Genomic DNA, 23,349 nt, shown 5'->3' on the forward strand with positions numbered 1-23,349 from the left:
ATAACTAATACGCCAGTTTCTTCGGAATCAGATAGGTAATTGCCAAAGGAAATAATCGCGGTGTAGGATTCCGAAACCGGGCGCGAATCGTCGCGGTTTCCCGTTCAATTTCATCGGGAATTTCCTCAACTCTGGCTTGTAAACTATTGACATTTCGCTCAAACTGTTCCCTCTCAGCGCTACTGAACAATTCCAACTGCACCGCCTCCGGTTCCTGCAACTCCTGTAAAATACTCTGGCGTAGTTCCGTTAAAATAGCCGTAATATCATTCACTTCCTTCTGACAACGGTCTTCCAGGGCTTTCTGTAAACCCGCCGTGCGCTGTTCCATCCGCACCTCTAGCGATCGCAACAAAGAATCGGCATAATTATGCCAAAGCTCAACTAACCGTCCCTTGATCTCCTCCGGGACAGCATCGGGTAAAACCGACTCCAGCGCCAACTGAATTTGACCGACATTCAGGCGACTAAACCGCCCCTCTTTGAGTATCCCTCCCGCCGTAATCACCTCTTCGTGCAGCCGTTGCTGGTCACCGCCCAAAATCAGCAAACGCCCATAAGCAATCACCGCCGGAAACTCCAGCGCCGAAGACGGCACTAACTGCGCCGTCACTCGATGTAAAGAGTTCTGACCCTCCCGCGACCACACTTGCGCCCGCAACAGTCGCAAGCACATCTGTACCAATCGGTGATTCAGATGCACCAGCACCACATCATCTCGACCCCCGGCGACATCCGGGTCAAAGACAATCGGGCGAATCTCATGGGTGTGGGGATGTGCCAATCCTTCGCTACAAACCGCCCAACTGTGCTTAAGAGGCGGCAATTGATAGGCGTTCCCCCTCAAATCAGGAATCTCCACCGGAATCAGGGGCGGCTGTTCTGCCAACTCCAGCCCCACCCGAACCACCGATTCAATATTATCCGGCGTCAGGCGCAGATTGCGGCGGGTTTCGTCCAGTTGTTCCCGCAGTCTCTCAATTTGGTCGCGTACTTTCCGTTCAAACTTCAGCATCCGCCGCACAGGTTCCGATTCCTGTTCCGCATGGCTGGTATCCAATGCGGCGCGATACCCCAGCATCGCTTCTTCAACCTGTTGGGCAATCACCAAACCCACTTTGCCCAAATCTTCCCGGATAGTATTCACCTTTAAAGCCGCCCGCATCAGAAACTCTAAATCCCCATCCAGTTCGCCGGGACGAACATGAGACACCGCATTCTGCTGGTAATCTTTGCCAACAAAGTGATAAACATGAACCTGATCTGCTTTTTGCCCATGACGGTCAATTCGCCCATTCCGCTGTTCCATCCGGTTCGGGTTCCAGGGAATCTCGTAGTGAATCAGCCGGGAACAGTAATTTTGGAAGTCCAACCCTTCAGACGCCGCATCCGTGGCGAGTAAAATCCGCACATTAGCCACATCCGGATGTGCCTGAAATGCCGCTTTTACCCGTTCCCGTTCCTGGGCATCAATGCCACCATACAGCAGCATCAGCCGTTCATCCTGGGCAAGTCCTTGGGTTGCTAGGATTTCATACAGCCACTTTTGGGTTGCCCGATATTCGGTGAAAATAATCACCCGTTCCTGTGACCATTCGCCATTGGGTCGCAGATGGGTATCAATCCAGTGCAGCAGTTCCCTGGCTTTGGCATCCGGTCGCCGAGAGGCTGTCTCTGCCCAGGTTTGTAGGTCTTGGAGTAAGGATTGTTCTTGGGGGGAGAGTTCCCGAAATAGGCGAGAGGTGGACGCGATCGCATCTCCGGTAGACTCTTCATATACGGTATCATCGGCAAACTCTTCCTCAATTTGTTCCACCTGTCGCCGCAATAGTCCCATGGTGGCTTTCGACACCCCAGAACCTCGACGACGGGCAGATTTGAGGGAACTAAGGTGTTGAGTTAGGGTTAGGGCAAAGGCAGCCGATGATGAAAACAGGCGTTTTTTGAGTAGCTTGAGGACAAACTCGGTGGCATATTTTTCGGTGTTATCTGTTGAACCTTGGCGGCGGAGTGTGGTGTACTCCTGGAGTTGTCGATGCGCCCGTCGTTCGGCATCAGTATAGTCAACCGCAATTGCCTCTAACTCCCGTTCCGGGAAACGCGGCGTCCCATCCCAACGAGGCGGCAGTTCTCGCTTCAGGCGACGCACCATAATCGTTTGTAGTTGGTTGCGATCGGGTTTAACGCCCCGGGCGAACCGCTGATTGTCCACCAGTTCCAGCAGGGCGGTAAAGCTTTCGGGATAGCCGTTGTGAGGGGTAGCGGTGAGAAATAACTTGTGTTCAAAATGGGGTTCGAGTAAGCGAATCGCCGCCGTCCGCAGTGAGTCAATGGCATACTTCCCACTACCCGAAGGCGCGACATTATGCGATTCATCCACAATCAGCAGGTCAAAGCGCCGGGGATAGATGGACTCTCCCTCTGTAGGCAGGACTTCTCGGATTAATCGTAAAGGGCGATCGCGTTTGATAAAATCAATTGAGGTAATTAATCGGGGAAAATGCGTCCAAGGATTGACGTGAATCCCTCGATGACGACGCAACTGTTTCATCAAGCTACTATCGACAATGCGGAAGTCCAGACCAAACTTATCTCGCATCTGTTCTTGCCATTGAATTTGCAACGCCGAGGGACAGACAATCAAAATCCGCCGCACCCGCTGGCGCAGCATCAACTCTTGGGCGACTAATCCCGCTTCAATCGTTTTTCCCAACCCCACATCATCGGCAATTAATAAGTTCACCCGAGGCATCTGAATGGCTCGCACCACCGGGTCGAGTTGATAATCTTCAATATCTATACCACTACGAAAAGGCGATTGCACATTACGGACATCTGCACTCGAAGCCGCCCCCCATCGCACAGCATCTAAGAAAGCATCCAGACGTGCGGGTTGGTCAAACCCGGCGGGATAGGGCAACTCCATTTTTTCATGAACGTAAGCGCCCGGTTCCAATTCCCAAATGACTTGCAGTTGTTCACCCAAGGCATCATCTTCCACAGAAGAGAGCATGACCAGATGTTGAGGATTCTCAATTTTCCCCAGGATGGAGTTGGGGGATAAGGCAGTCTGGCGGACATCAGTCACCACAAAGCGGCGTCCTCTAACATCTGCCAGTTGTCCGGGTTCGGGAATAGCTCTGACGATACTTGCATGGGTCATGGGTGGCGCAGAAACTGACAATTACTTATTTAGGTTGTGGCACAATTTTTTAATCGCGGCAATGCCACGGATGAGTCAATGCTGTGATATCCAGAGTTTCAGCGATTCCCAAAGGCTTATTTCAGTGCCATGGTTTGAGGGGCTTTACACAACGTAACATCATTCCGTTTAATTTTGCCAACCCAGCGATATCCCTGTCAACGTTAGGGAGAAGGCTCGTCTCAACTATGATCAATATATAGACTCGTTTCGAGAATACCTGTCGGTGTTTGAAACCGTCTGCTCCAGCAACGTAATCGGCTATGTCTTAAACAAATGCAAATTATGTCAAAAAAGGTTTTTTTCAAAGTTTCAATCATTGATAAATTATAACCATGATATTCATTAGCCCCAAAACAGACTTTGCCTTCAAGAAAATATTTGGCGCGAAGGATAGCAAAGATATCTTGATTAGCTTTTTAAACGCTTTAATCTATAATGCCAATCCAGTGATTCAAGATTTAGAAATTATTGATCCCTACAATCCTGGGGATGTTGTCGATTTAAAAGACAGCTATCTGGATGTCAGAGCTGTATTGGATAACGGCTCAACGGTGTTAATCGAAATGCAGGTACTCAATGTGGCGTCCTTTGAAAAGCGCGTCATTTATAACCTGACAAAAACCTATGCTAATCAATTAAAATATGGGGAAGGATACTCCCATCTTAAACCCGCGATCGCCTTAACGATAACGGATTTCCAGATGTTTAACCAGACTCAGCGGTTCCTGACTCGTTTTGGCTTAAAGGAAAAACAGGAATTATTTGACTATACCGATCCGGAAATCGAACTAATTTTTGTGGAATTACCCAAGTTCACGAAAACGATTGAGGAGTTAGACACTTTAACCGATAAATGGATTTACTTTATTAAAGACGCTCCCAGCTTGGAAGTCATTCCACCCACGTTTAGACAGGTTCCCGAACTCGAGAAAGCCATGAATATTGCTAACCAAGCGAATTTAAGTGTAGAGGAATTAGAAAAATTACGTAAGCGAGAGGTATTCCTTGAAGATCAACGGGGATTTATTGTTAAGGCAAAGCAGGAGGGACGAGTAGAAGGACGAGTAGAAGGACGAGTAGAAGAAGCAATCCGATGGACATTACGTTTGCTGGAGCGTCAGTTTGGGTCAATTCCGCCCGCAATCATTAATCAGCTTCAAAACTTGTCTGTTGAAGAATTAGAAGGTCTAAGTGATGCTATTTTAGATTTTAACGATTTAGAGGAATTATCGGCTTGGTTACAAGACAATACAAAGGGCAGGTAATAAGAGCAGTATTGTAAACAATACCGATCCAGAAATCTAGAAAGCCAAAAATATTGCTAATTCTCATTTATCGGGATTATCAGGATTATCGCGGTTGTAGGGGCGAGTCGCTGCATATCGTAGGCAGCGTGAGAATTAAGGTATCTCGAAAAAGCCCTCATCTGATGGATGCGGTGTCATAATCAACAAGAAACTCAGCTAACCCTAAATAGCGAATACCTTGGGGAGTAATCTCAAAACGACAGGGTAACACCTCAAGCCCATGGAGAACCGCTTCTCGCAAGAGTTTTCCGTAAACAGGATCAGTACTATCACCCGGACTAAAGCGATCGCAGTCCCCTCGATTGATAAAATAAAGCATGATCGCCTTGGCTTGGGGTAATAGCTGCTGGAGTTCTTGCAGGTGCTTTTGTCCCCGTGTGGTGACAGTATCGGGAAATAAGGCTAAGGTTCCCTGCGCCCAAGTCGTATTTTTCACTTCCAAATAAATGGGAGGTGCGTCATTCTCCCCCGTCAGTACAAAATCGACCCGACTTTTCCGGTTTGCGCCATAAACCACTTCGGGGCGAATTTGGCTGTAGCGATTGGCTAATTCCGGAATCAGCCTTTGTTCCAGGATGATCTTCATCACCCGATTGGGTAGTGCTGTATTAATCCCCACCCAAGTCGGTTGGGTGTCATTGACTTGGATCATCTCCCAGGTGTAGGCTAATTTGCGCTTGGGGTTATCACTACGGGATACCTGAACTAAACTTCCAGGGGTGGAAACGCCTGTCATTGGACCCGTATTCGGACAGTGGGCGACAATGGTTTCCCCTGACGTAAGCTGAATATCGGCAAAAAACCGCTTGTAGCGTCTGAGTAATCTCCCCGTCTCTAGGGTTGGGTAGCTGTAAATCCAATCGGAGTTATCATCCATTAATTTTTGGGAACTGTTCACATTACTTAACGAATATATTAAAATAAGTTAACATACAGTAACATTCAATGGACTCAACATGGCTAACTCAGACCAACGGAAACAGCGGATCATGGAACACATCAAGCGCTCGATCACCATTCCTCAGCGAGGCTTTTCGATGACTTCAGATTCTAAAAAACAACAGATTATGGATCATATCAAAATGACACGAGGTTAAGGTCAATTTTCAAAGATACTTTTGGTAATTAACTGAGGGATCAGCCCTCTCAGTTTCAAAATAGCAGGACTTCCACAAATGGGTATCTAAGTCACCATTCGTAGGGACACGATACTATCCATTGGTGTCAACTTACGCTACAGCCCTCACCCCCAGCCCCTCTCCCTCTTCTTGGGAGAGGAGTTAGGAGATGAGGAGAAAACGACAAATGCATAAGTCTTGAATGGGGCAAAATGTATCTAATAAATCACGCCTTGACTCAAGGATATTTTTCGACTTTAAAATAAAAATAACTTAGCTGCAACACAATATATCAATGAAACTTTTTGAGTCCTTTTGGCGTCCCTTACAACTAAATGGATGACTAAATTAAAGGCTGACTCATGTTTTCAGGAAAACCAAACACGAGAAAACCCCTTTGGATGTCTCTCGCCTCATTGAGCTTACTGCTGATGATGGGCAGTTTAACGATGACCTCCTGCGGACTGGTAAAACCCATCAGTAAATCCACACCACAAGAAGAAAATAAGGCAACTGATAAAGATTCAATCACAGGTGCTGATCAAGAAGCCGCCGAAGAAAAAACAGAGGCAGAAAAACGGTATGAAGCGGAAGGGATAGACACTACCGCTGATGATGATCCTGAATGATCCTCAAAACTTGTGCTACCCTCCAAACTATGGAGAGTCAGCAAAACCACAATAGCCTAGCCACAACCCTGCGCGATCGCCGAGTTCGTCTCGCCCAGCTTATTGATTTTCCCGTCATTCTCTGGGCGGGACAATCTTGTCCGCGCAACTTTCCGGCAAATCCGTTTCCATTTCGCGCCAGTAGTCATTTTCTCTACTTTGCAGGTTTACCGTTGGAAGGTGCTGCTATTTATCTCAACAATGGCAGGTTGGAACTATTTCTGGATGAACCCTCGCCAGCCAGTACCCTTTGGCATGGGGAAATGCCCAAACGAGAGGAAATTGCCCAAAAAATTGGTGCTGATGCGGCATTTCCGTTCTCAGACTTAGCCTCGCGCACAGCCAATGCTGCAACTCTGGCGGTGCAAGATAGGGCGACGTATCAGCAGCAAGAACAACTATTAAATCGATGCGTCAACCGGGCTAACTCCCCTGAAGGAATTGACCGAGACTTAGCTAAAGCGATTGTATCCTTGCGACTGTGCCACGACGCGGAGGCATTATCCGAGTTACGTAAAGCCGCCGCCGTGACGGTAGCTGCCCATAAAGCGGGAATGCAGGCAATCGGGGGTAGAGATGTGGCAACAGAATGCCTCTACGAAGCCACAATCCGGGGGGCGATGGAAGGGGTGATTCTTGCCCACAACATGAGTTGTGCTTATGGCAGTATTGTTACGGTTCACGGCGAAGTGTTGCACAATGACCAGTATCACCATCCCTTACAATCTGGAAATTTACTGTTGGCGGATGTGGGGGCGGAAACGGAGAGAGGATGGGCAGCCGATGTGACTCGTACTTTCCCTGTAACTGGAAGCTTTTCTTCGACGCAGCGCGATATTTACGATACTGTTTTAGCCGCCCATAACGCTTGTATTGAGAAAATTCATCCCGGTGTAGAATATCGCGACATTCATCTGTTAGCCGCCGCCACCCTGACTCAAGGATTAGTGGATTTGGGAATTCTGCGGGGACAGGTATCGGATTTAGTGGAACGAGATGCTCATGCTTTATTCTTTCCCCATGGCGTTGGGCATTTGCTCGGCTTAGATGTGCATGATATGGAAGATTTAGGGGATTTAGCGGGATATGCAGAAGGTCGAGTCAGGAGCGATCGCTTTGGTTTAGGATTTCTGCGATTGGATCGACCCTTGCAATCGGGAATGCTAGTGACGATTGAACCTGGATTCTATCAAGTTCCAGCTATTTTAAATGATCCAGAACGACGCGCCAAGTATCAAGATGTGGTTAATTGGAATCGTTTAGCTGAGTTTGCTGATGTGCGTGGGATTCGGATTGAGAATGATGTTTTAGTCACTCCTTCAGGTAGCGAAGTCCTCACCGCCGCTTTACCAACTGAGGCAGATGCGATTGAAGAATTGGTTCTATTAGGTGGGAGAAATTAAAGTTAATAGTGGGGATCGCCATTGGTCATTTGTCATAAGCTGTTCGGCATTTAAACCTTAATGTCAATAATGGTGAAATCCTTGTCGTAGTGTGAGCATCTTGCTCGCTACATTGAGCATCTTGCTCGCTACATTGAGCATCTTGCTCACTAATACCTGACTTAAGGCTGGTGGGCAATGCCCACCCTACTAGGCTGGCAAGCTTAAAGTTGTGGGTAAAATTTTTCTGGATCGCTACTCTCATAAGGGTTTGAGAAAATACTTGACCACTGTTTTAAGCTTGCCAAGCTACTACGGTATCTCTACCACCCTTTTGCATCCTGGGATTGCAAGCTGACCTAAGCGCCCAATTTCACCTCAACAGAGAGTTGCAACTATTGCCTATGACACACCGAGCGAAGTCGAGATGTTGCCTCTCCCCACCACAAGACTTATTCAGTAGCCCCTAATTACTTTGGATAACAATTGTCCCTGAATTACTATCGACTATTTTCTCCGCTCCTGAATCAAAAACTTGAATCAAGGATAAGTCTGTATCAACCGTTCCTTTTAAATAAATATCTCCGGGTAACTCACCGCCAATATCAATTAAACCGATAATGTCTTGAGTCATCGTATTAAAGTTAAACTGAAAATACTTGCCCGTTGATACACCATCGTTAATAGTATTATATGTTTTAATCGGATGATTCGATGGATCAGCAAAAGAAACGGTCAAGCTTTCTAAGGCTTGAGTTGTACCCACTCCTTTTTCTGATAGTATAGCAGGAGCCGTTTTTTCATCATAATTGAATGTTCCTGTTGCCGAATAGCCCTGATTGCCTTGCCAAGTAAAATTAACCGTCATTGCTTCAGCCGGAGTGATGCTAGTCAGGAGGAGACTTAAGGCTAAACTGGTTACGATAACAAGTTGGACAAAAATATGTTGCATTTTATGGATTCAATCTAAAAAAACAATTCTATGGTAATCAACAGTTCAGAACAGCTTCAAGATGCTGTTAAAGCACTCCGTCCAATTTTTGAAGAGATTGACATAAACGTCAAGCAAAATCTGAAAAAAGTCCTGACTGCTTTTCGTAATTATCGCGTTGGGGTGCATCACTTTGCTGGGGTAAGTGGTTATGGTCATGACGATTTAGGTCGGCAAACCTTAGACCAAGTATTTGCAGAAGTCATGGGTGCTGAAGCAGCAGCCGTGCGAGTTCAATTGGTTTCTGGAACTCATGCGATCGCCTGTTGCTTGTTTGGGGTGTTGCGTCCTGGTGACGAGATGCTATCCTTGGTGGGTGCGCCTTACGATACCTTGGAAGAAGTGATTGGGGTTCGGGGTCAAGGTCAGGGTTCATTACAAGAGTTTGGCATTCATTATCGTCAGTTAGAATTAACGGCTGATGGAACCATTGATTGGCAGGCGTTAAAAACAGCAATTGGACAACGTACACGCCTGGTCTTAATTCAGCGATCATGTGGTTATTCCTGGCGTCCCAGTCTCTCCATCGCGGATATCGAAAAAATTGTCCAATGCGTTAAACAGCAAAATCCAGATACGATTTGTTTTGTCGATAACTGTTACGGCGAGTTTATTGAAAACCAAGAACCCCCAGCCGTTGGTGCGGATTTAGTGGCGGGATCGTTGATTAAAAATCCTGGTGGCACAATTGTCACTGCTGGGGGATATATTGCCGGAAAAGCCGAGTTAGTCGAAGCCGCAACCTGTCGATTAACTGCCCCCGGAATTGGTAGTTCGGGTGGGGCAACATTTGAACAGAATCGGTTATTATTTCAAGGACTTTTTCTCGCGCCGCAAATGGTGGGCGAGGCGATCAAGGGAACGCATTTAACCGCTTATGTCTTTGATCAATTAGGCTATCCCGTCAATCCTCAACCCATGGCACCTCGTCGGGATATCATTCAGGCAATTCAGTTAGGTTCACCGGAAAAATTAATCGCTTTTTGTCGGGCGATTCAGCAATATTCTCCCATTGGTTCCTATCTCGATCCTGTACCTGCCCAAATGCCGGGATATGAGAGTCAGTTAGTCATGGCGGGAGGAACATTTATTGATGGGAGTACCTCAGAGTTTTCTGCTGATGGACCCTTGAGAGACCCTTATATCGTATTTTGTCAAGGGGGAAGCCATTGGACTCATATCGCGATCGCACTGGAAGCGGCGATAGAAGCAATATAGGATGAGGGAAATTCCTCAACTTACAGCCCTCACCCCCAGCCTCTCTACCAAGCTTGGGAGAGGGGCTGGGGGTGAGGGAAGTCGGGAAAGTAATGATTTTGCACACCTTATTTTATGAATTACAATTCCATCCAGAAACTGTAGGGGCGCATGGCGTGCGCCCAATTCAGTCGGTCAATTAAACAAAGGTGAACGCCCTGCCAAAAGTGCTTTCGTGGCAGATTCTCCAGCTAGGCGTAACTGTCGCCTTAACTGCCAATTTAACCCACCCAAGATAATCACTTGAATCAGAAAGGTTTGCAACACCAGTCCAACGGATGCATGGCGCATCACATAATCCCAGGGAAACGCTGTAAATAGCCATAACCCGCCCCAATTTTGTCCGGGAACAATCGATAATACACTCAATAGAGTTGGTGGTAAAACAATCACTGCGACGACTATTCCAGTTGCCCAGATTCCCCGCTTAGGCGTTTTCATCAACAGCATCAACTGTGCGATCGCGCTATAGATTAACATCATACTCAGGCTGAGAATTAGACTGGCAAAGACTTGCTGTTTCATGTCAATGTCCACTGACGCTAGCCAAATCCAACCGAGTAACGGGAGTGCCACAATCATACAATTCATGGCAATCGCGAAGAACGCTGGACTCTTTTCACCCCAGAGTAAATCGGCTATCAATGAGGAATTAACAGTGGAACGATTTTGATGTCGATAACGCGCCCAATCTTGTAACGCTTGACGCTGAGGAGATAGGACAGCTATTAAACCCAAAACCAGTACCAGATTGAATCCCAGTACAATGTAGAAGTTATCAGGAAACGGATAAGAATATCCTGAAGTTGGCTCTTGCAGGGCAAAACCTAGAGTAAATGTTATCCAGCAAGCCGTGAATAAATAACTTTGGCGTTTACTCAGTAGCGTTGTACCCGGATTCCGAAACTGTCGGTTAAAGGCTTGTCCAATCCAGTATGTCCATAAACCATAGTTAAGCAGTGTCAAGACAACAATACTGAATCCCATCATTCCCAGGGGTAGGTTAAAAAATTGCCACGCTTGAATTTTTCCCAAGTGAAAGGGGAAACCTGTATAGTGTGAATTGGTTTCATCGACAAGATAAGGAAACAATACGGATGGAGAAAACAGACTTAACCAATCGAAGGAACTGTTGTTAATGGGTTTAACATTCGCCATCACCAAAAATGTAAAAACTGCGCCACTGCCTAACCAAGATTGGAACCCACTAAACCAGGAACCGAACAAACCAAATAACAGCGCTGCACTGAATAAAAAGCCACTACTGGCGATGAGAATTACCCAGAAACTGATAATTTCTGCTAAGGGAATTTTGCCAGATAAACCCGACCATAAATGGAAGGGTAGAGTAATGGCAATTGCTAGATAGAGGAGAATGGGAACCCCCAAGAGTTTACCCAGCCAAAACTGTGACGTTGACTGAGGGCTGAGTCGGATAAAATTCAGTGTACCGCGTCGTTCTTCATGACCCAGGTTAGCAATTAGCATATAACTCCCGATAACCAAGAGGGCAAAGAGAACAAAAAGACTGAGAGAGATGAAGATGTCGCGATAGTAGTCTTGCCACAAAAGCTGCATATCCAATTCATCAACGGGGTAATGAATATCGGGGTAATGAATATCAGCATGAGAAGGAACATGAGGAACATGAGGACGATCGCCTGACCAAGAAAAGAACAGTAGGAATTGACCCACTAAGGATATAATCAGTGCGATCGCGATATTCCGTCCCTTCAGTCTTCCCTTCAATTCCCGCAAGAGTTGCGGGTTCCAGTCACCGAGTTTGTCTATTCCTTTATTTAGCATGAGAATAGTCTCCTAAATTTGTCATTGGTCATTCGTGAAAAAATATTCAATTCAAACCTTGGTCGGGGCGGGTTTAGTTCTATCTGGGTGATGTCAAAAACGATAATAGTAAAACCCGCCCCTACACATAATTCACAATCTTCTAAGAGACTTGTTGGTGTCCTAGCTTTAAGAATATAGTTTCTAAGTCTTCTTGGGTACAGTGAAACTCGGTTAACGGAATTCCGGCTTCAACAAGCGATCGCAATAACATGGCACTCTCTTCTGGATTCCCAGAAAAATCAACCCGTATCTGGTTTTTTCCCGGAATCGGTTCGATTTCTTGCACTAAGGGATAATTTTTCAATTCAGCCGCCAATGCATCCATATCTCCTAAACTGGAGAGAATAATCTTCTGACGACTAAGGCGGCGATACAGTTCAGCTAAAGGCGCACTTTCCACCAAATAGCCGAGTTCCATAATCCCTACTGATGTACAGAGTTCAGCTAAGTCACTTAAGACATGGGATGAAATCAAAATCGTCATCCCCGCTTCTTGTAAGGTTTTAATAATTTCCCGAAACTGCATCCTGGCGATGGGATCTAATCCGGAAACGGGTTCATCCAGTAGCAGCAGAATCGGTTCATGAATAATCGTTCTTGCCAAACTCAGGCGCTGTTTCATCCCCCGCGATAGGGTAGCAATTAAGCTTTTGCGCTTACTGGTAAGCTGTACCAGTTCCAACACTTCCCGCAGGCGTCGAGTACGTCGGGGTTCTCGCAGGCGATAGAGTCGGGAAAAATAGTCCAGATAATCCCAAACTGTTAAATCTTCGTAGACAGGGAAATCATCGGGGAGATAACCAATGCGCTGCTTGAGTTTGGGGTTGCTTTGATCCCGCAAAAAGCGATCGCCATTGATATAAATTTCACCCGTCGTCGGTTCCTCAGCGGCGGCTAACATCCGAATTAGCGTCGTTTTTCCGGCGCCATTGGGACCAATTAATCCATAGACTTCACCGGCTGCGACTTGTAAATCGATATCATTGACGGCGATATGTCGGTCAAATTGCTTTGTCAATCCATGGGTAGAAATAGCTAAGTCTTGACTTAGGGGGGGTGGGGATGGGAGAAATGTTCCTGCTTCCATAGTTGATGCTGATGGGATCTAATGTCCGCCAGTTTAACCTCTTTAAAGCTTAGGTATCTCTCATCTGGTGACACTTATGCAGTTTGGAGGGGGGATTGGGGAATAGTAAAGGTGTACCAGCACCCAAAAAAAATAAACCTCGACTTCGCTCGGTAACACGCTCGGTAACACGCTCGGTGTGTCACAGGGAACAGGGAACAGTAATAATTTTAGGCTTATTAATATTTTTTGAATTTACTTCATCAATTGATATCACGCCCAATATAAATAATATCCTGTTCGTATTCTAATTCACTCTCAATTCTAGAACAGGAAAATGCCACGATAATCTTGTCTCCCGTCTTAGTCTGACAAACCATTTTAGTTGTGTTGATGCCATTGCCACAAGAGCCATTTTTCGGAGATACTAAAATTTCAACCTGAGACTCATCAATAATTAAAGATAAAGGTTTGCCGATTAACTCAGAATTGTTATAACCGAACAAGGAATTAGCCGCTTTATTGACAAGTTTTATAATGGATGACGAATTAGTGACGAATAAAGCATCTCCTATATATTGGATGATTTTATCAAGATATTGACTAGATGCTGCCCAAGCATCTAATAATAAGGTCGTTTCATTTGAGCGTTGAACTAAGGTCTGTTCTAAATTCATCCGATCAGTGACATCCTCGCACAAAATAATGAGTTTTTTTCCTGCCTGATAATCTTCACTGTCATTGATGATATACATATCAAAATAGAGAAGATTACCTCGTCCCGAAAATCGCCCAATTCCTTTTAAATCAAAGTTTAACTGTCGCCCCTGAAGGATATAGCTTAAAATCTCTTCAATTCCTACAAGTTCCGGAAAACTCAGACGCACATCCTTACCGATACTCAAATCCTGAGGACGGTCAGCGAACTGAGCGATTTTATGAGATAATTCTAAAATACTGAATGACTCATCGACGGCTAAATATTCAATATGACGAGAAAATAGTAACTTTTTAAACAGGGTGTGCATAAAAAATTATATTACCTAGATTGGCTAACATATTCATATTTATTTTATTACTAATATTTTTTAATCTCAATAATTACAGCATAGAAATTATATATAGCAAGTATAGGATTTAACCTGAGTAATCATTCTTTATTCATTATTTTTACCCTGCTTTTATTAATCACTGCTGTAGCTGGCTACGTCTAACTGTTCAGATTTTTCCTGTTCTTGTCGCAGTGCGGCTTCTGCTTGTTTACGCTTAATAAACTCTCCTAACTGATTACTAATTGCTACCATAACCTGCATCAGTTCCTGATCTGGGGGTTGCACATCATCTTCTTCATTCAACCATTCGCTGAGCTAGGGTAAAAAAAATATCGTCAACATTTTTCCCCGTTTTAGCTGATGTGGGATAGACAGCAGCGATTTTATTTGGATAATTCAATTGACACTTGTCTAGCAAATCTTGCTGTTGTTTTTCCGAAAGAAGATCCGCTTTATTTAAAGCAACGAGACCAAATCCTTTGGGATTTACAGATAAAAACGCTTGTAAGTGATCTGAAATATGATCGATTGTGACTTGGCGACTGACATCAGCTACGATTACCGCACTGGTTGCGCCTTGTAGGTACATCGGCGTCACCGTTTTAAATTTAGTATTTCCCTCCAAATCCCAGATGAGCATTTGTACCTGAATCGCATTTTGGGGAGTTTTTGCTTGCACCTTAACCGTTTTTCGGGAAATCTTTACCCCCACAGTGGACAAATACTTATCACTAAACTGTCGTTCTACAAAGCGACGAATTAAGCTGGTTTTACCGACACTAAAATCACCCAGCATACATATTTTTTTAGAGATCAGGGAAGTCATCCTTGTTTCTTAACTCCAATTGATAGGGAATATAGTATAGTATATTTATATTTTAGCGATATAAAATAGTTATAAAGTTATTAGTTGTTTGTGTTTATTGTCACTGACGAATGACCCATGATGGGCGATTAATTGTCCAGATATGATTCCCCAAGAACGGCGAATTGACTTAAGTCAAACCCGCCCCTAAAACAATGTAGAGACGTAGCATGCTACGTCTCTACTTAAATGCTGCCATAAACCGGAACAGCCGAACCGCTTACATCCTGCGCCGCGTCTGAGGCTAAGAAACAAATCACCTGGGCGATAGATTGGGGTTTCACCCACTGATTGGCATTTTCTTCTCCCATCGCTTGACGATTGGTTGGTGTGTCAATCACGCTAGGGAGTACACTATTGGCGGTAATATTTGTGCCTTTGGTTTCATCCGCGATCGCTTGAGTCAGGGCGACAACGCCAGCTTTTGCTGCACAGTAGGCGGCTAACTGTCCCCCCGGTTGCACAGCACCCCGCGATCCCACGGTAATAATGCGCCCATAATTCTGGGGCAGCATTTTCGCCAAACTGTATTTGCACACCAAAAAGGTGGTATTTAAGTTCAGGTCAAAATCGTTTTTCCAAGCTTCATAACTGTATTCGTGGGTTTTTCCCATGGAAAAGCCACCCACTAAATGGATTAGTACATCCACCCCTTCCATATCGTCGATCATCTTGCTGACATTCGCCTCATCAGTGAGATCGGTAGGGACAAAGCTAATCCGGACAAAATCCGCCGGGGATAGGATTTGTTTCAGGTGTTCTACATCTTGAGGATTGCGATAAGGAATGGTTACCGTTTTGGGTGCAGAGGCTAATACGGCTGGAGTCACCCCTATTCCTAGTCCGCCAGTACCGCCAGTGAGTAAAACGTGTTTGCCTTTCATGAGTGGGTATCTTCCTTTCCCAAAATACCGCGATTTGAGCAGCGATTAAGCTGCCCTTACTCTATTCAAGCACGAATTGGCTTCACCTAATCGGGTGGATGTCTATGATAGGCGGCACAAACAACAGGGGTTTGGTTACCAAACCCCTCCGAGTCCACTTCTAAGACTGTTGTTCCAGTTCCGATTTCATCCGCTCTAACGTCATTTGCATTTGATCAAACATTTGCTGAGGCGTGATGCCAAACTGACCAAGTTGTGTATTAAGCTGCTCAACTGTCATCTGAGCCATAAAATCCTCGGATAACTCGAAGCGCTTCATGAAAATTCGATAGCGCTCCATCATCGCTTCCATCTGATCAATGAAAATTTTCTTCCCTTCTCGGTCAAATTTACCGTAGCTGCCTCCCAATTGGACAAGGGACTGATAATCTTCAAACAGTTGTTTAGCTTCTTGTTGGACTATATCTGAATCAAAAAACCCCATAGCTCTTACCCGATCAACCGAGTGGGTTGTACTGCCGTTTCCAGTCATATTCTAGTGCAGTGTTGCACTTAGGGGAAACTTCGGTTATCCGTATTGGGGATGCAAGGGAGTAGGGGTGTGGGGATGCCGGGTGCAGGGTAGTTGAATATCATTAAAGCATAGCGTTCCTCTTTCTTGATTGATAACGGTGTCCTTTCGTCTGGTGTTAGAACCACTATGTTAAGCAAGCCGAAAAGTCGAAAAGTTGCTTCCTTACTGGCATTTAGTGGGGTAGTGATACCTATTTCTGGACTGCACAAGTTTTATCTGGGGCAACCTTGGTGGGGAGTTTTGTATTTGTTGCTGTCCTGGACACCAATTCCCAGAGTGGCGAGTGCCATTGAAGGGGTATGGTATTTGTTGCAAAATTCGGAACAATTCGACCAAAATTTTAATGGCGATTTGATCCAAACCGGGACATCAGCGCCAAGTCAAATCCCAGAGGTTGATCCGGCGCAAGTGGGTGCGATCGCGGATGCACTGCGACAACTGGACAAGCTGCGTCAGGAGGGGTTGATGTCAGAATATGAGTTTGAGCAAAAGCGTCGCCAATTACTGGATCGTATTGCCTGATAAAGAAGATGGCACTGTTTGACTGGGGTGAACTAAATCTGTGCAAATCTATGCAGATAAGCTAGAAATGTCTCATATTGCTGGTTTCATCCGTTGATGGTTATCGTTAGGGACGTTGATGGAGCAAGGCACTTCTCCCACCCACCGGAGCTTAACCGCACCTAGCACCCCGCTAGGTGATACTCCGCTTCAAGTCGTAAGGCTTCTGCTCTAAACTTGGGACTAAGCCAGCCCAAATCTGAAGCTTCGGTTACGGACTTTCCAATCGAAGCCAAGTATCGAACTGTCCGCATCAATAAAATGGCACGGACTTCTGCATATTTCAGAAAGCGAGTGATCTCACTATCAAAGCCGCGATGCAGAATGTTCAATGCAGCATTTTTGTCTGCTTGAATTACGTCCCCTGTGTAACAGGTAAAACGATCCCCGTCCCGTTGACCCAATAACGTCCCGGTGCGAGAACACATTTGCGACGTATAAGCTGGATTCACCACAGACACTGTTGATCCAGTCTCCAATGCGATCTTCTCGATTGAAGCTTGTAACTCACCTTTCATCCATTGATTCAGCTTGCGATTAATCGGCTTCGCTTGCTGTTTTCCAATGATGGGCAAGGTGAGGTCTTCTGCAAAGATGCGAGTCGGAGAGGTGATAACTCGTCTTAAATCTTTGCGAATGAAATTCTGAATGGTTGCTTTTTCTTTTCTTAGTTTACGCGATTTGACTTTGTGACCCAGATTGTTTTTGAGGATTGCTGCCGATTTTTCCGGGTTGTTTTTGCCATGAGAGCGCAGTCTGTAACGATTGCGATTTGTGCGGGTGATGCGCTTCGTTTTCTCGGTCATAAGATGTCCGAGTCCATCGGCAATGCTGTCCCCATTGGAGGTATAAAACGCCTCAGTATACCCCTTGTCGATACCGATTTCTTGATCGACCCGGAGCCTGGGAAGAGTCAGCGTTCTTTTCCGAGTGCAATGGATGGATAGCTGACCGTCTTCATTGCAAATTAGTCGAATCTGCCCAGACACAGTGCGACGACATTTCAGTTTTAGCGTAATCCGCTTACCTTTCTCCAACCCTTGAACTTCCAGTTTGACTGTATTGCGAGTGAGTCGCTTACAGGTGTAACCGCCACCTTGGTAAACGATCTGATTACGAACAAAGGTATGTCCACGCTGGTATTGATTACGGAACACCCGATGTAGCCAAGGATCAGAGGTTGGATCATTGTGCATCAAATCCAGCAACTTAGACCGCGATGGTTCGTCTAGAGCGCGGCGGTAAATTGCTCGAACCATGAAGGTCTTAGCGGCTTCTTGTTGCGCTAAAATTGCTTTCATGGTGTCATTGACCGACCATTCCCAAAGCTTCGCAGGTAATCCAATATCAGTTGGACTCAGTTGAGTTCTCACGATAGGGTCGGCTTTCCTCCAGTCAAGCCCCCACCCTTGTAGCGACCCAAGTTTGTTGTATGTTAATGCTCTCTCGATGCCACACAGGTGCATGATCCGCATCACCTGCGGAAAGTCGGAACAAGAGGCAACAGGAATAACCTGAGTATAAATTTCTTTAGTTTTCTGTTGTCTCTTGCGACGTGACATCGTTACTTTACTTTTCCTCGGTTAAGCCAATAAAACTACATAATAATTCTATCTGCATAGTTTTAATTCGTCAATCCTGGGAGTCAATAAGTTTTTCGGCACATTCATGCATAGCTTGCATTGCCTTTAGGTTACGGCGCGACCGCTTTCCGTACAATCGAGCCGACATCACAGTAATGACCGCTAGAACGTCCTCAACAAGCTCTTGTTCTGGTTCTTGCTCTGCTGGCTTGTTCAGGATAGTGATCTCCGCTCCGTTGTTTTCGCAGAGTGCAAAGATTAGCTCTGATCCAAACCGCAATAGTCGATCTTTGTCAGTGATTAGCAACCGCTCCACCTCATTGCGCTGAAGCAAGTCAATCAATTTTAGTAAACCACGCTTCCTATAGTTCAGCCCTGAACCAATATCTTTTAGCGTATAAACCGAGCCCCATCCGTGCTGCTGGCAGTAAAGCTCTAACACCCCAATTTGACGCGCCAAATCCTCTTTCTTATCTGGAGTGCTAACCCGTCCGTAAATAACGGTATGGCGTAAGTTCTGGTTGTCAACTTTGAGCAGGTCGGCAACCCGATAGCGGCGATGACCACCTTCTGTCTTCTCCGCTTTTAGCTTGCCGGATCGCTCCCATCGACGAAGGGTATCAATACTGACACCTCGAATCTTGGCAGCTTCCCCAATTTGAACTAGATCTTCTAATCTATGCATAATAAACAGATAGGCAATTATGCAGAGATTTAAACAGATTTTGGGGGATCTGTCGATAAGGCTATTATCGACGGATCGATTAAACCCAACCTGGCGCTCAATCCAAGCCCGGATTCAGAGTGATCCCTACTATCGGCTGCAATCGGCGCAAGAAATAGAGGTGGCGGTGGCGCTGGGGATGAGAATTGATGTCAATCAAGCGACGGTGGATGACTGGCTAAGATTACCAGGAATATCCATCCATCAAGCGCGATCGCTGGTTGAATTGGCAAGTAGTGGGGTACAGTTTTGCTGTTTGGAGGATATTGCGGCGGCGTTAAGTATCCCTGTGGGGAGGTTACAGCTATTACAACCAATTCTCAGCTTTTGTTTCTATGACGCCGAAAGTCCAGCCACCCCCGTATCGATTCCGGCGAATACAGCATCCGTGGCACAACTGAGCCGAATTCCTGGGGTTGACTTGTTTTTTGCCAGAGCGATCGTGCAAAATCGGCAAGAGCAGGGCAATTATCGTAACTTAGCCGACTTACAGCGACGCCTTGCCCTTCCCCCAGACCTGATATCTGAGATAATGTACTATCTGCGGTTTTGATCGGAAAAAGCAAATGCCCTGGTTCGTCAAGATAGAAGAAGGCATCGTCGATAAACCTACGTTTGACCAATATGTTCCGGCTCATAAAGCCTACGTCCAAGACTTGATTGCCAAAGGACATCAAGCCAAAACAGGTTACTGGGCGGAGCGAGGAGGAGGAATGCTCCTGTTTGAGGCGAGTTCAAAACAAGAGGCACAGGCGATCGTTGAGCGAGATCCGTTGGTGGTAAATCACTGTGTTAAGTACCAGCTTCACGAATGGTGCATCATTGCCGAATAAAAATATCTCCCTGAACTGATCAATGGGGTTCCAAAGATGTTATGCTGATAAATGACTCGGATTCATGCAATCCCAACGCTCAAACCTTGTCAGAACCGGAAGGTAGCAGCAATACGAGATGCTTGGGATAGGCGTGAACTCCGGGTCTTCTCGTATCTAGCGCTACGGTGTAGTTCCTAGGAGTTGCTGAATCAGTATTGTGGTTGAGTTATGGATCTCTTGAAGCTCTTGAAGCAGGGGGTGTAGGGGCTTCTTTTGACGGATAACTTATAACTTATGACGCCAAACCGATAACTTAACCAAACCCGCCCTTCTGGGGGAAGCCGGGAAAGCCGGGAAAGCTACCTGACACCTAGCCAGAAACAGGGCAGAGGGTGAATCTCGCTATACTGCCAAATGATACCCTTATTAATTGGTTTAAGTTTCCTGGAGGCAGATCTATGACATCTTATGCAACTTCTTCTGCCAAAGCCGAGATGAGTGAACTCCGGCGTCTAAAAACCTTACTCCCCCCAGAATTGCAAAGCTGGGTCATGGTGGAAGGAACGACTGAGGTCAATCCCCCATTGTTACGCACCGAAGAAATTGGTAGCGATGAGGTGGAGGTGCAAATTGACTTAGTGAAATGGGAGCAGTTTGCCCTTGACCAACGTAATCTCCTATTTTGGCACGAAGTTGCCCGGATTCAGAATGACACGATCCCCAAAGAAGGTTGGGAAATGGCAGCCCTAGCCATTGGTTTGGGAGGAGCTGTTGGGGAACTTTGGGTACAAGATGGATTGCTACTGCTGTTGGCACTCGCCCTCTGTGGTGTTTCTGGATGGAGACTCTATCAGAAAAACAACGGCGAGAAAACTCTCAAGGCAGAAATTGAGGCAGATGAAAAAGCGATCGCCCTGGCTACTCGCTTTGGTTACACTCTCCCCAACGCCTACAAGAGCCTAGGCAGTGCCTTAAAAACCTTAGTCGAAGTTACTCCCGGTCGCCGTCAACGTCGCCGCTACGAAGCTCGCCTAGCCGCATTGAAAAAAAGTGCTGCTAAAGCCAAAGCTGAAGCGAAAAGCAAACGAGAATCCAGAGCCTAAAGCTGACCGATCATCTTATGGGTTTGGGGGATGACGCGCACTGATTTGAGATGGTGCTTCATCAACGCTTGCCATTCTAAAACTTGAGTCGGCGTTGGCGGACTCATTGGCGCATGATGGGGTTGAGCCAGGGGCGTTACAGGTTGTAAAAACACGGGAATACTGGGGTTACACGCTGCAACCAATTCGGCGGCTAACTCCAGTTCGGCGGTGTTCGTTGTTTGGGCAATAATCAGCTTGACAAAAAACTGAATATCTGCATCCAGACAAAGTTGTAAAAACTGACGATGAGCGAGCCAACACTCTTCCCCACTTACACTCGGCAATTTCATATCCATACCGATACTATTTAAATAGGGTAAAATCTGGGCTAGTTGCTCCGGACGATGTCCACCGGTTTCCAAATAGATGGGTAACCCGGTTTGATGTCGTACCACGGGTAAAAACTCTCTTAAAAAGGAAGCCTGCAACAGGGGTTCGCCACCTGTTACACTAATACTTTCATGGAGTCCTGGATAATTTTGCCGCTCAACCCATGTCATTAACTGATCAACGGTTACGGGATTAGGATGAGCTTCAAAGTCCCGATTTCCGGGAGTTTGTTCCACAGCCGCTAAATCTGGAACTGTCCAGGTATTCTGACTATCGCAAAAATGGCAGCGCAAATCACACAGAGCCAAACGGATGAATAATTGACGGATACCAACATTGAGTCCTTCACCTTGAATGGCAGAAAACAGTTCAATGAGCCGTGCGGTGAGTCCAGTCTTAGCTGACATTTTTTGAGGATCGGTAAATTCAAGTGAGTTTTCGGTTAAGTTAGCAATTGTACGACACAATATTGGTCAGGAACACATCAGGAACACAGGTGAATACAAAAAATACAGGTTGTTATGGGTGACTCAATGTCAGAAGCGGATTTTAAAGTAATACTATTGCATGAAACTCCCGTCATGCAACTTCCGGATCGCCTGAGTGTGCTTGAAGCTGTGGCTTTCAAAGAAACCTTCCAGCAAATTTTTCAGAATCACCCCCTGCCGCCCAAAATTATTTTAGACTTTCGTCAAACGACCTTTATCGATAGCTGTGGGATTGGGGCGTTGGTGAACAATTACAAAAATGCGACCAGTAAAGAGGTTGAACTGGTACTCACCAATGTTAGCACTCCGGTCATGGCAGTTTTGAAAATGACGGGACTCGATCAAATTCTAACAGTGGAACTCCTGTTTGAATCAAGTCAGCCACCAGTATTACCACCCACTCACCCTTCCACCCGCTCTGGGATCAAACGTGGACTTGATATTATCGGCGCAATCGTTGGCTTAGGAATTACCGCACTGCTGTTTATTCCAATTGCTATTGCCATCAAACTTGATTCACGAGGTCCGATCTTCTTCAGTCAGATCCGTAAGGGGTGGATGGGCAAAGAATTTCGGATTTTGAAGTTCCGCTCCATGTATGTCGGGAGTCAAGATATTAGTAAGGGTAAAATTAGAGTTAAACTGTTGGATGAAAATGCCCCTGATCTCAGAGTGACACGAGTCGGTCGGTTTTTACGGAAAAGTAGCCTTGATGAACTGCCTCAATTTGTCAATGTCCTGAAAGGGGAAATGAGTTTGGTTGGAACTCGACCCCCGACACCCGATGAAGTAGATTACTATGAGGTACCAGAATGGCAGCGTTTAGATGTCAAACCAGGTATGACAGGAGAGTGGCAGGTCAATGGGCGAAATCAAATCCACGACTTTAAGGATATCATTGACTTAGATTTACGCTACCAGCATCACTGGAGCTTGATGTATGATGTCAAATTAATTATCAAAACAATTTTAGTGGTTTTTTCTAAAAATAGTGGCGCGGCTTAACAAAACATGGGACTGGCTTTCGATTGATGCACCATGACAAACCCCTTAAACAATCGCACCTCAAGGTAGCCACAGACATCAACGCTGTTGCTAAAATTCTCGCCTGGTTTGATCGGCTAGCTTTGCGCCAATTTCCTGACCAATTTTGTATGGATTGTAAAGTGGCACTAGACGAAGCATTCGCCAACGCGGTTCACCACGCTCATCGCCACTTACCTCAAACCACACCGATTGAGCTGGAGCTGAAGATATTTGCTGAGCGCTTAGAAATGCGGATGTGGGATCACGGACAACCGTTCGATTTGCAGGCTAAGTTGGACGCTTTACACCAAAAAGGCTGTAACGTTCTAGAGGAAACAGGCAGAGGGTTAATTTTGATGGAGCAATTCACCGATGAACTATCTTATCAACGCTTATCTGATCGGCGCAATTGTTTGTTTATGGGAAAACGACTCGTACCAGTGAGCCATTGAATTTATCT

24 protein-coding genes and 1 other RNA gene are annotated in these 23,349 nt (G+C 45.8%); 11 read left to right on the forward strand and 14 right to left on the reverse strand.

Features of this window, described 5'->3' with window-relative positions:
- Positions 1 to 4 precede the first annotated feature (4 nt).
- Positions 5 to 3,163 (reverse strand): DISARM system SNF2-like helicase DrmD, encoded by a 3,159-nt coding sequence (gene drmD / locus RIG27_RS26040; protein WP_446350045.1) that lies wholly within the window; start codon positions 3,161 to 3,163, stop codon positions 5 to 7.
- Between the two features lie 374 nt (positions 3,164 to 3,537).
- Here drmD and RIG27_RS26045 point away from each other — a divergent pair, with 374 nt between their 5' ends.
- Positions 3,538 to 4,470, forward strand: a complete 933-nt coding sequence (locus RIG27_RS26045) for an Rpn family recombination-promoting nuclease/putative transposase (RefSeq protein WP_446350047.1) — start codon at positions 3,538 to 3,540, stop codon at positions 4,468 to 4,470.
- A gap of 157 nt (positions 4,471 to 4,627) precedes the next feature.
- Here RIG27_RS26045 and sfsA read toward each other — a convergent pair whose 3' ends face one another.
- On the reverse strand, positions 4,628 to 5,389 hold the full coding sequence (gene sfsA / locus RIG27_RS26050; protein ID WP_446350049.1) for a DNA/RNA nuclease SfsA: 762 nt from the start codon (positions 5,387 to 5,389) through the stop codon (positions 4,628 to 4,630).
- A gap of 642 nt (positions 5,390 to 6,031) precedes the next feature.
- Between sfsA and RIG27_RS26055 the strand changes: the two genes are divergently transcribed.
- Positions 6,032 to 6,259, forward strand: coding sequence for a hypothetical protein (locus tag RIG27_RS26055; RefSeq protein ID WP_446346057.1), 228 nt, complete (start codon positions 6,032 to 6,034; stop codon positions 6,257 to 6,259).
- A gap of 29 nt (positions 6,260 to 6,288) precedes the next feature.
- The gene (locus RIG27_RS26060) at positions 6,289 to 7,701 is read left to right on the forward strand and encodes an aminopeptidase P family protein (protein ID WP_446350051.1); all 1,413 of its coding nucleotides are present in this window, start codon (positions 6,289 to 6,291) and stop codon (positions 7,699 to 7,701) included.
- A 25-nt stretch (positions 7,702 to 7,726) separates the two neighbouring features.
- Here the strand turns inward: RIG27_RS26060 and RIG27_RS26065 are convergent, their stop codons facing one another.
- Both RIG27_RS26065 and RIG27_RS26070 read right to left on the reverse strand, forming a co-directional pair.
- Positions 7,727 to 7,945 (reverse strand): hypothetical protein, encoded by a 219-nt coding sequence (locus RIG27_RS26065; RefSeq protein ID WP_446350053.1) that lies wholly within the window; start codon positions 7,943 to 7,945, stop codon positions 7,727 to 7,729.
- A gap of 201 nt (positions 7,946 to 8,146) precedes the next feature.
- Positions 8,147 to 8,632 carry a hypothetical protein gene (locus RIG27_RS26070; protein WP_446350054.1) on the reverse strand — a complete coding sequence of 162 codons (486 nt, stop codon included), beginning with the start codon at positions 8,630 to 8,632 and terminating at the stop codon, positions 8,147 to 8,149.
- 30 nt (positions 8,633 to 8,662) lie between these two features.
- Between RIG27_RS26070 and RIG27_RS26075 the strand changes: the two genes are divergently transcribed.
- Positions 8,663 to 9,889, forward strand: coding sequence for a methionine gamma-lyase family protein (locus RIG27_RS26075; protein ID WP_446350056.1), 1,227 nt, complete (start codon positions 8,663 to 8,665; stop codon positions 9,887 to 9,889).
- 174 nt (positions 9,890 to 10,063) lie between these two features.
- On the opposite strand, the gene RIG27_RS26080 is transcribed toward RIG27_RS26075, so the two are convergent.
- From RIG27_RS26080 to RIG27_RS26110, 7 genes are all read right to left on the reverse strand, one after another.
- Positions 10,064 to 11,734, reverse strand: coding sequence for an ABC transporter permease (locus RIG27_RS26080; RefSeq protein WP_446350058.1), 1,671 nt, complete (start codon positions 11,732 to 11,734; stop codon positions 10,064 to 10,066).
- A gap of 142 nt (positions 11,735 to 11,876) precedes the next feature.
- Positions 11,877 to 12,863, reverse strand: coding sequence for an ABC transporter ATP-binding protein (locus tag RIG27_RS26085; protein WP_446350059.1), 987 nt, complete (start codon positions 12,861 to 12,863; stop codon positions 11,877 to 11,879).
- Positions 12,864 to 13,105: 242 nt separating this feature from the next.
- The gene (locus RIG27_RS26090; protein ID WP_446350061.1) at positions 13,106 to 13,870 is read right to left on the reverse strand and encodes a PAS domain S-box protein; all 765 of its coding nucleotides are present in this window, start codon (positions 13,868 to 13,870) and stop codon (positions 13,106 to 13,108) included.
- A gap of 156 nt (positions 13,871 to 14,026) precedes the next feature.
- Positions 14,027 to 14,197, reverse strand: coding sequence for a hypothetical protein (locus RIG27_RS26095; RefSeq protein WP_446350063.1), 171 nt, complete (start codon positions 14,195 to 14,197; stop codon positions 14,027 to 14,029).
- Positions 14,190 to 14,720 carry a Rab family GTPase gene (locus RIG27_RS26100; protein WP_446350065.1) on the reverse strand — a complete coding sequence of 177 codons (531 nt, stop codon included), beginning with the start codon at positions 14,718 to 14,720 and terminating at the stop codon, positions 14,190 to 14,192. Before RIG27_RS26100 ends, RIG27_RS26095 begins: the two co-directional genes overlap by 8 nt.
- Before the next feature lie 224 nt (positions 14,721 to 14,944).
- The gene (fabG, locus tag RIG27_RS26105; RefSeq protein WP_446350067.1) at positions 14,945 to 15,643 is read right to left on the reverse strand and encodes a 3-oxoacyl-ACP reductase FabG; all 699 of its coding nucleotides are present in this window, start codon (positions 15,641 to 15,643) and stop codon (positions 14,945 to 14,947) included.
- A gap of 160 nt (positions 15,644 to 15,803) precedes the next feature.
- On the reverse strand, positions 15,804 to 16,127 hold the full coding sequence (locus RIG27_RS26110; RefSeq protein ID WP_044206685.1) for a DUF1825 family protein: 324 nt from the start codon (positions 16,125 to 16,127) through the stop codon (positions 15,804 to 15,806).
- 216 nt (positions 16,128 to 16,343) lie between these two features.
- On the opposite strand from RIG27_RS26110, the gene RIG27_RS26115 reads away from it, so the two are divergent.
- The gene (locus RIG27_RS26115; protein WP_446350069.1) at positions 16,344 to 16,739 is read left to right on the forward strand and encodes an NINE protein; all 396 of its coding nucleotides are present in this window, start codon (positions 16,344 to 16,346) and stop codon (positions 16,737 to 16,739) included.
- Positions 16,740 to 16,900: 161 nt separating this feature from the next.
- Here the strand turns inward: RIG27_RS26115 and RIG27_RS26120 are convergent, their stop codons facing one another.
- Positions 16,901 to 18,340 carry a zinc ribbon domain-containing protein gene (locus RIG27_RS26120; RefSeq protein WP_446350071.1) on the reverse strand — a complete coding sequence of 480 codons (1,440 nt, stop codon included), beginning with the start codon at positions 18,338 to 18,340 and terminating at the stop codon, positions 16,901 to 16,903.
- Positions 18,341 to 18,410: 70 nt separating this feature from the next.
- The gene (locus RIG27_RS26125; protein ID WP_446350072.1) at positions 18,411 to 19,046 is read right to left on the reverse strand and encodes an IS607 family transposase; all 636 of its coding nucleotides are present in this window, start codon (positions 19,044 to 19,046) and stop codon (positions 18,411 to 18,413) included.
- Positions 19,047 to 19,065: 19 nt separating this feature from the next.
- On the opposite strand from RIG27_RS26125, the gene RIG27_RS26130 reads away from it, so the two are divergent.
- From RIG27_RS26130 to RIG27_RS26145, 4 genes are all read left to right on the forward strand, one after another.
- Positions 19,066 to 19,638: a helix-hairpin-helix domain-containing protein gene (locus RIG27_RS26130; RefSeq protein WP_446350074.1), complete on the forward strand. Its 573-nt coding sequence runs from the start codon at positions 19,066 to 19,068 to the stop codon at positions 19,636 to 19,638.
- A 13-nt stretch (positions 19,639 to 19,651) separates the two neighbouring features.
- Positions 19,652 to 19,918, forward strand: a complete 267-nt coding sequence (locus tag RIG27_RS26135; protein ID WP_446350076.1) for a YciI family protein — start codon at positions 19,652 to 19,654, stop codon at positions 19,916 to 19,918.
- Positions 19,919 to 19,971: 53 nt separating this feature from the next.
- Positions 19,972 to 20,068: signal recognition particle sRNA small type (ffs, locus tag RIG27_RS26140), an RNA gene on the forward strand.
- Positions 20,069 to 20,358: 290 nt separating this feature from the next.
- On the forward strand, positions 20,359 to 21,003 hold the full coding sequence (locus RIG27_RS26145) for a DUF3318 domain-containing protein (RefSeq protein WP_446350078.1): 645 nt from the start codon (positions 20,359 to 20,361) through the stop codon (positions 21,001 to 21,003).
- Here the strand turns inward: RIG27_RS26145 and RIG27_RS26150 are convergent.
- Entirely contained in the window at positions 21,000 to 21,782 is a 783-nt protein-coding gene (locus RIG27_RS26150; RefSeq protein WP_446350080.1) for a 7-carboxy-7-deazaguanine synthase QueE, read from the reverse strand. The genes RIG27_RS26145 and RIG27_RS26150 overlap by 4 nt on opposite strands.
- A gap of 114 nt (positions 21,783 to 21,896) precedes the next feature.
- Here RIG27_RS26150 and RIG27_RS26155 point away from each other — a divergent pair, with 114 nt between their 5' ends.
- Both RIG27_RS26155 and RIG27_RS26160 read left to right on the forward strand, forming a co-directional pair.
- The gene (locus RIG27_RS26155) at positions 21,897 to 22,868 is read left to right on the forward strand and encodes an anti-sigma factor antagonist (RefSeq protein WP_446350082.1); all 972 of its coding nucleotides are present in this window, start codon (positions 21,897 to 21,899) and stop codon (positions 22,866 to 22,868) included.
- Positions 22,869 to 22,894: 26 nt separating this feature from the next.
- Positions 22,895 to 23,341: an ATP-binding protein gene (locus RIG27_RS26160; RefSeq protein ID WP_446350084.1), complete on the forward strand. Its 447-nt coding sequence runs from the start codon at positions 22,895 to 22,897 to the stop codon at positions 23,339 to 23,341.
- Positions 23,342 to 23,349: the final 8 nt, after the last annotated feature.

Source organism: Coleofasciculus sp. F4-SAH-05 (genome assembly GCF_040222985.1).
Taxonomy (GTDB): domain Bacteria; phylum Cyanobacteriota; class Cyanobacteriia; order Cyanobacteriales; family Coleofasciculaceae; genus Coleofasciculus; species Coleofasciculus chthonoplastes.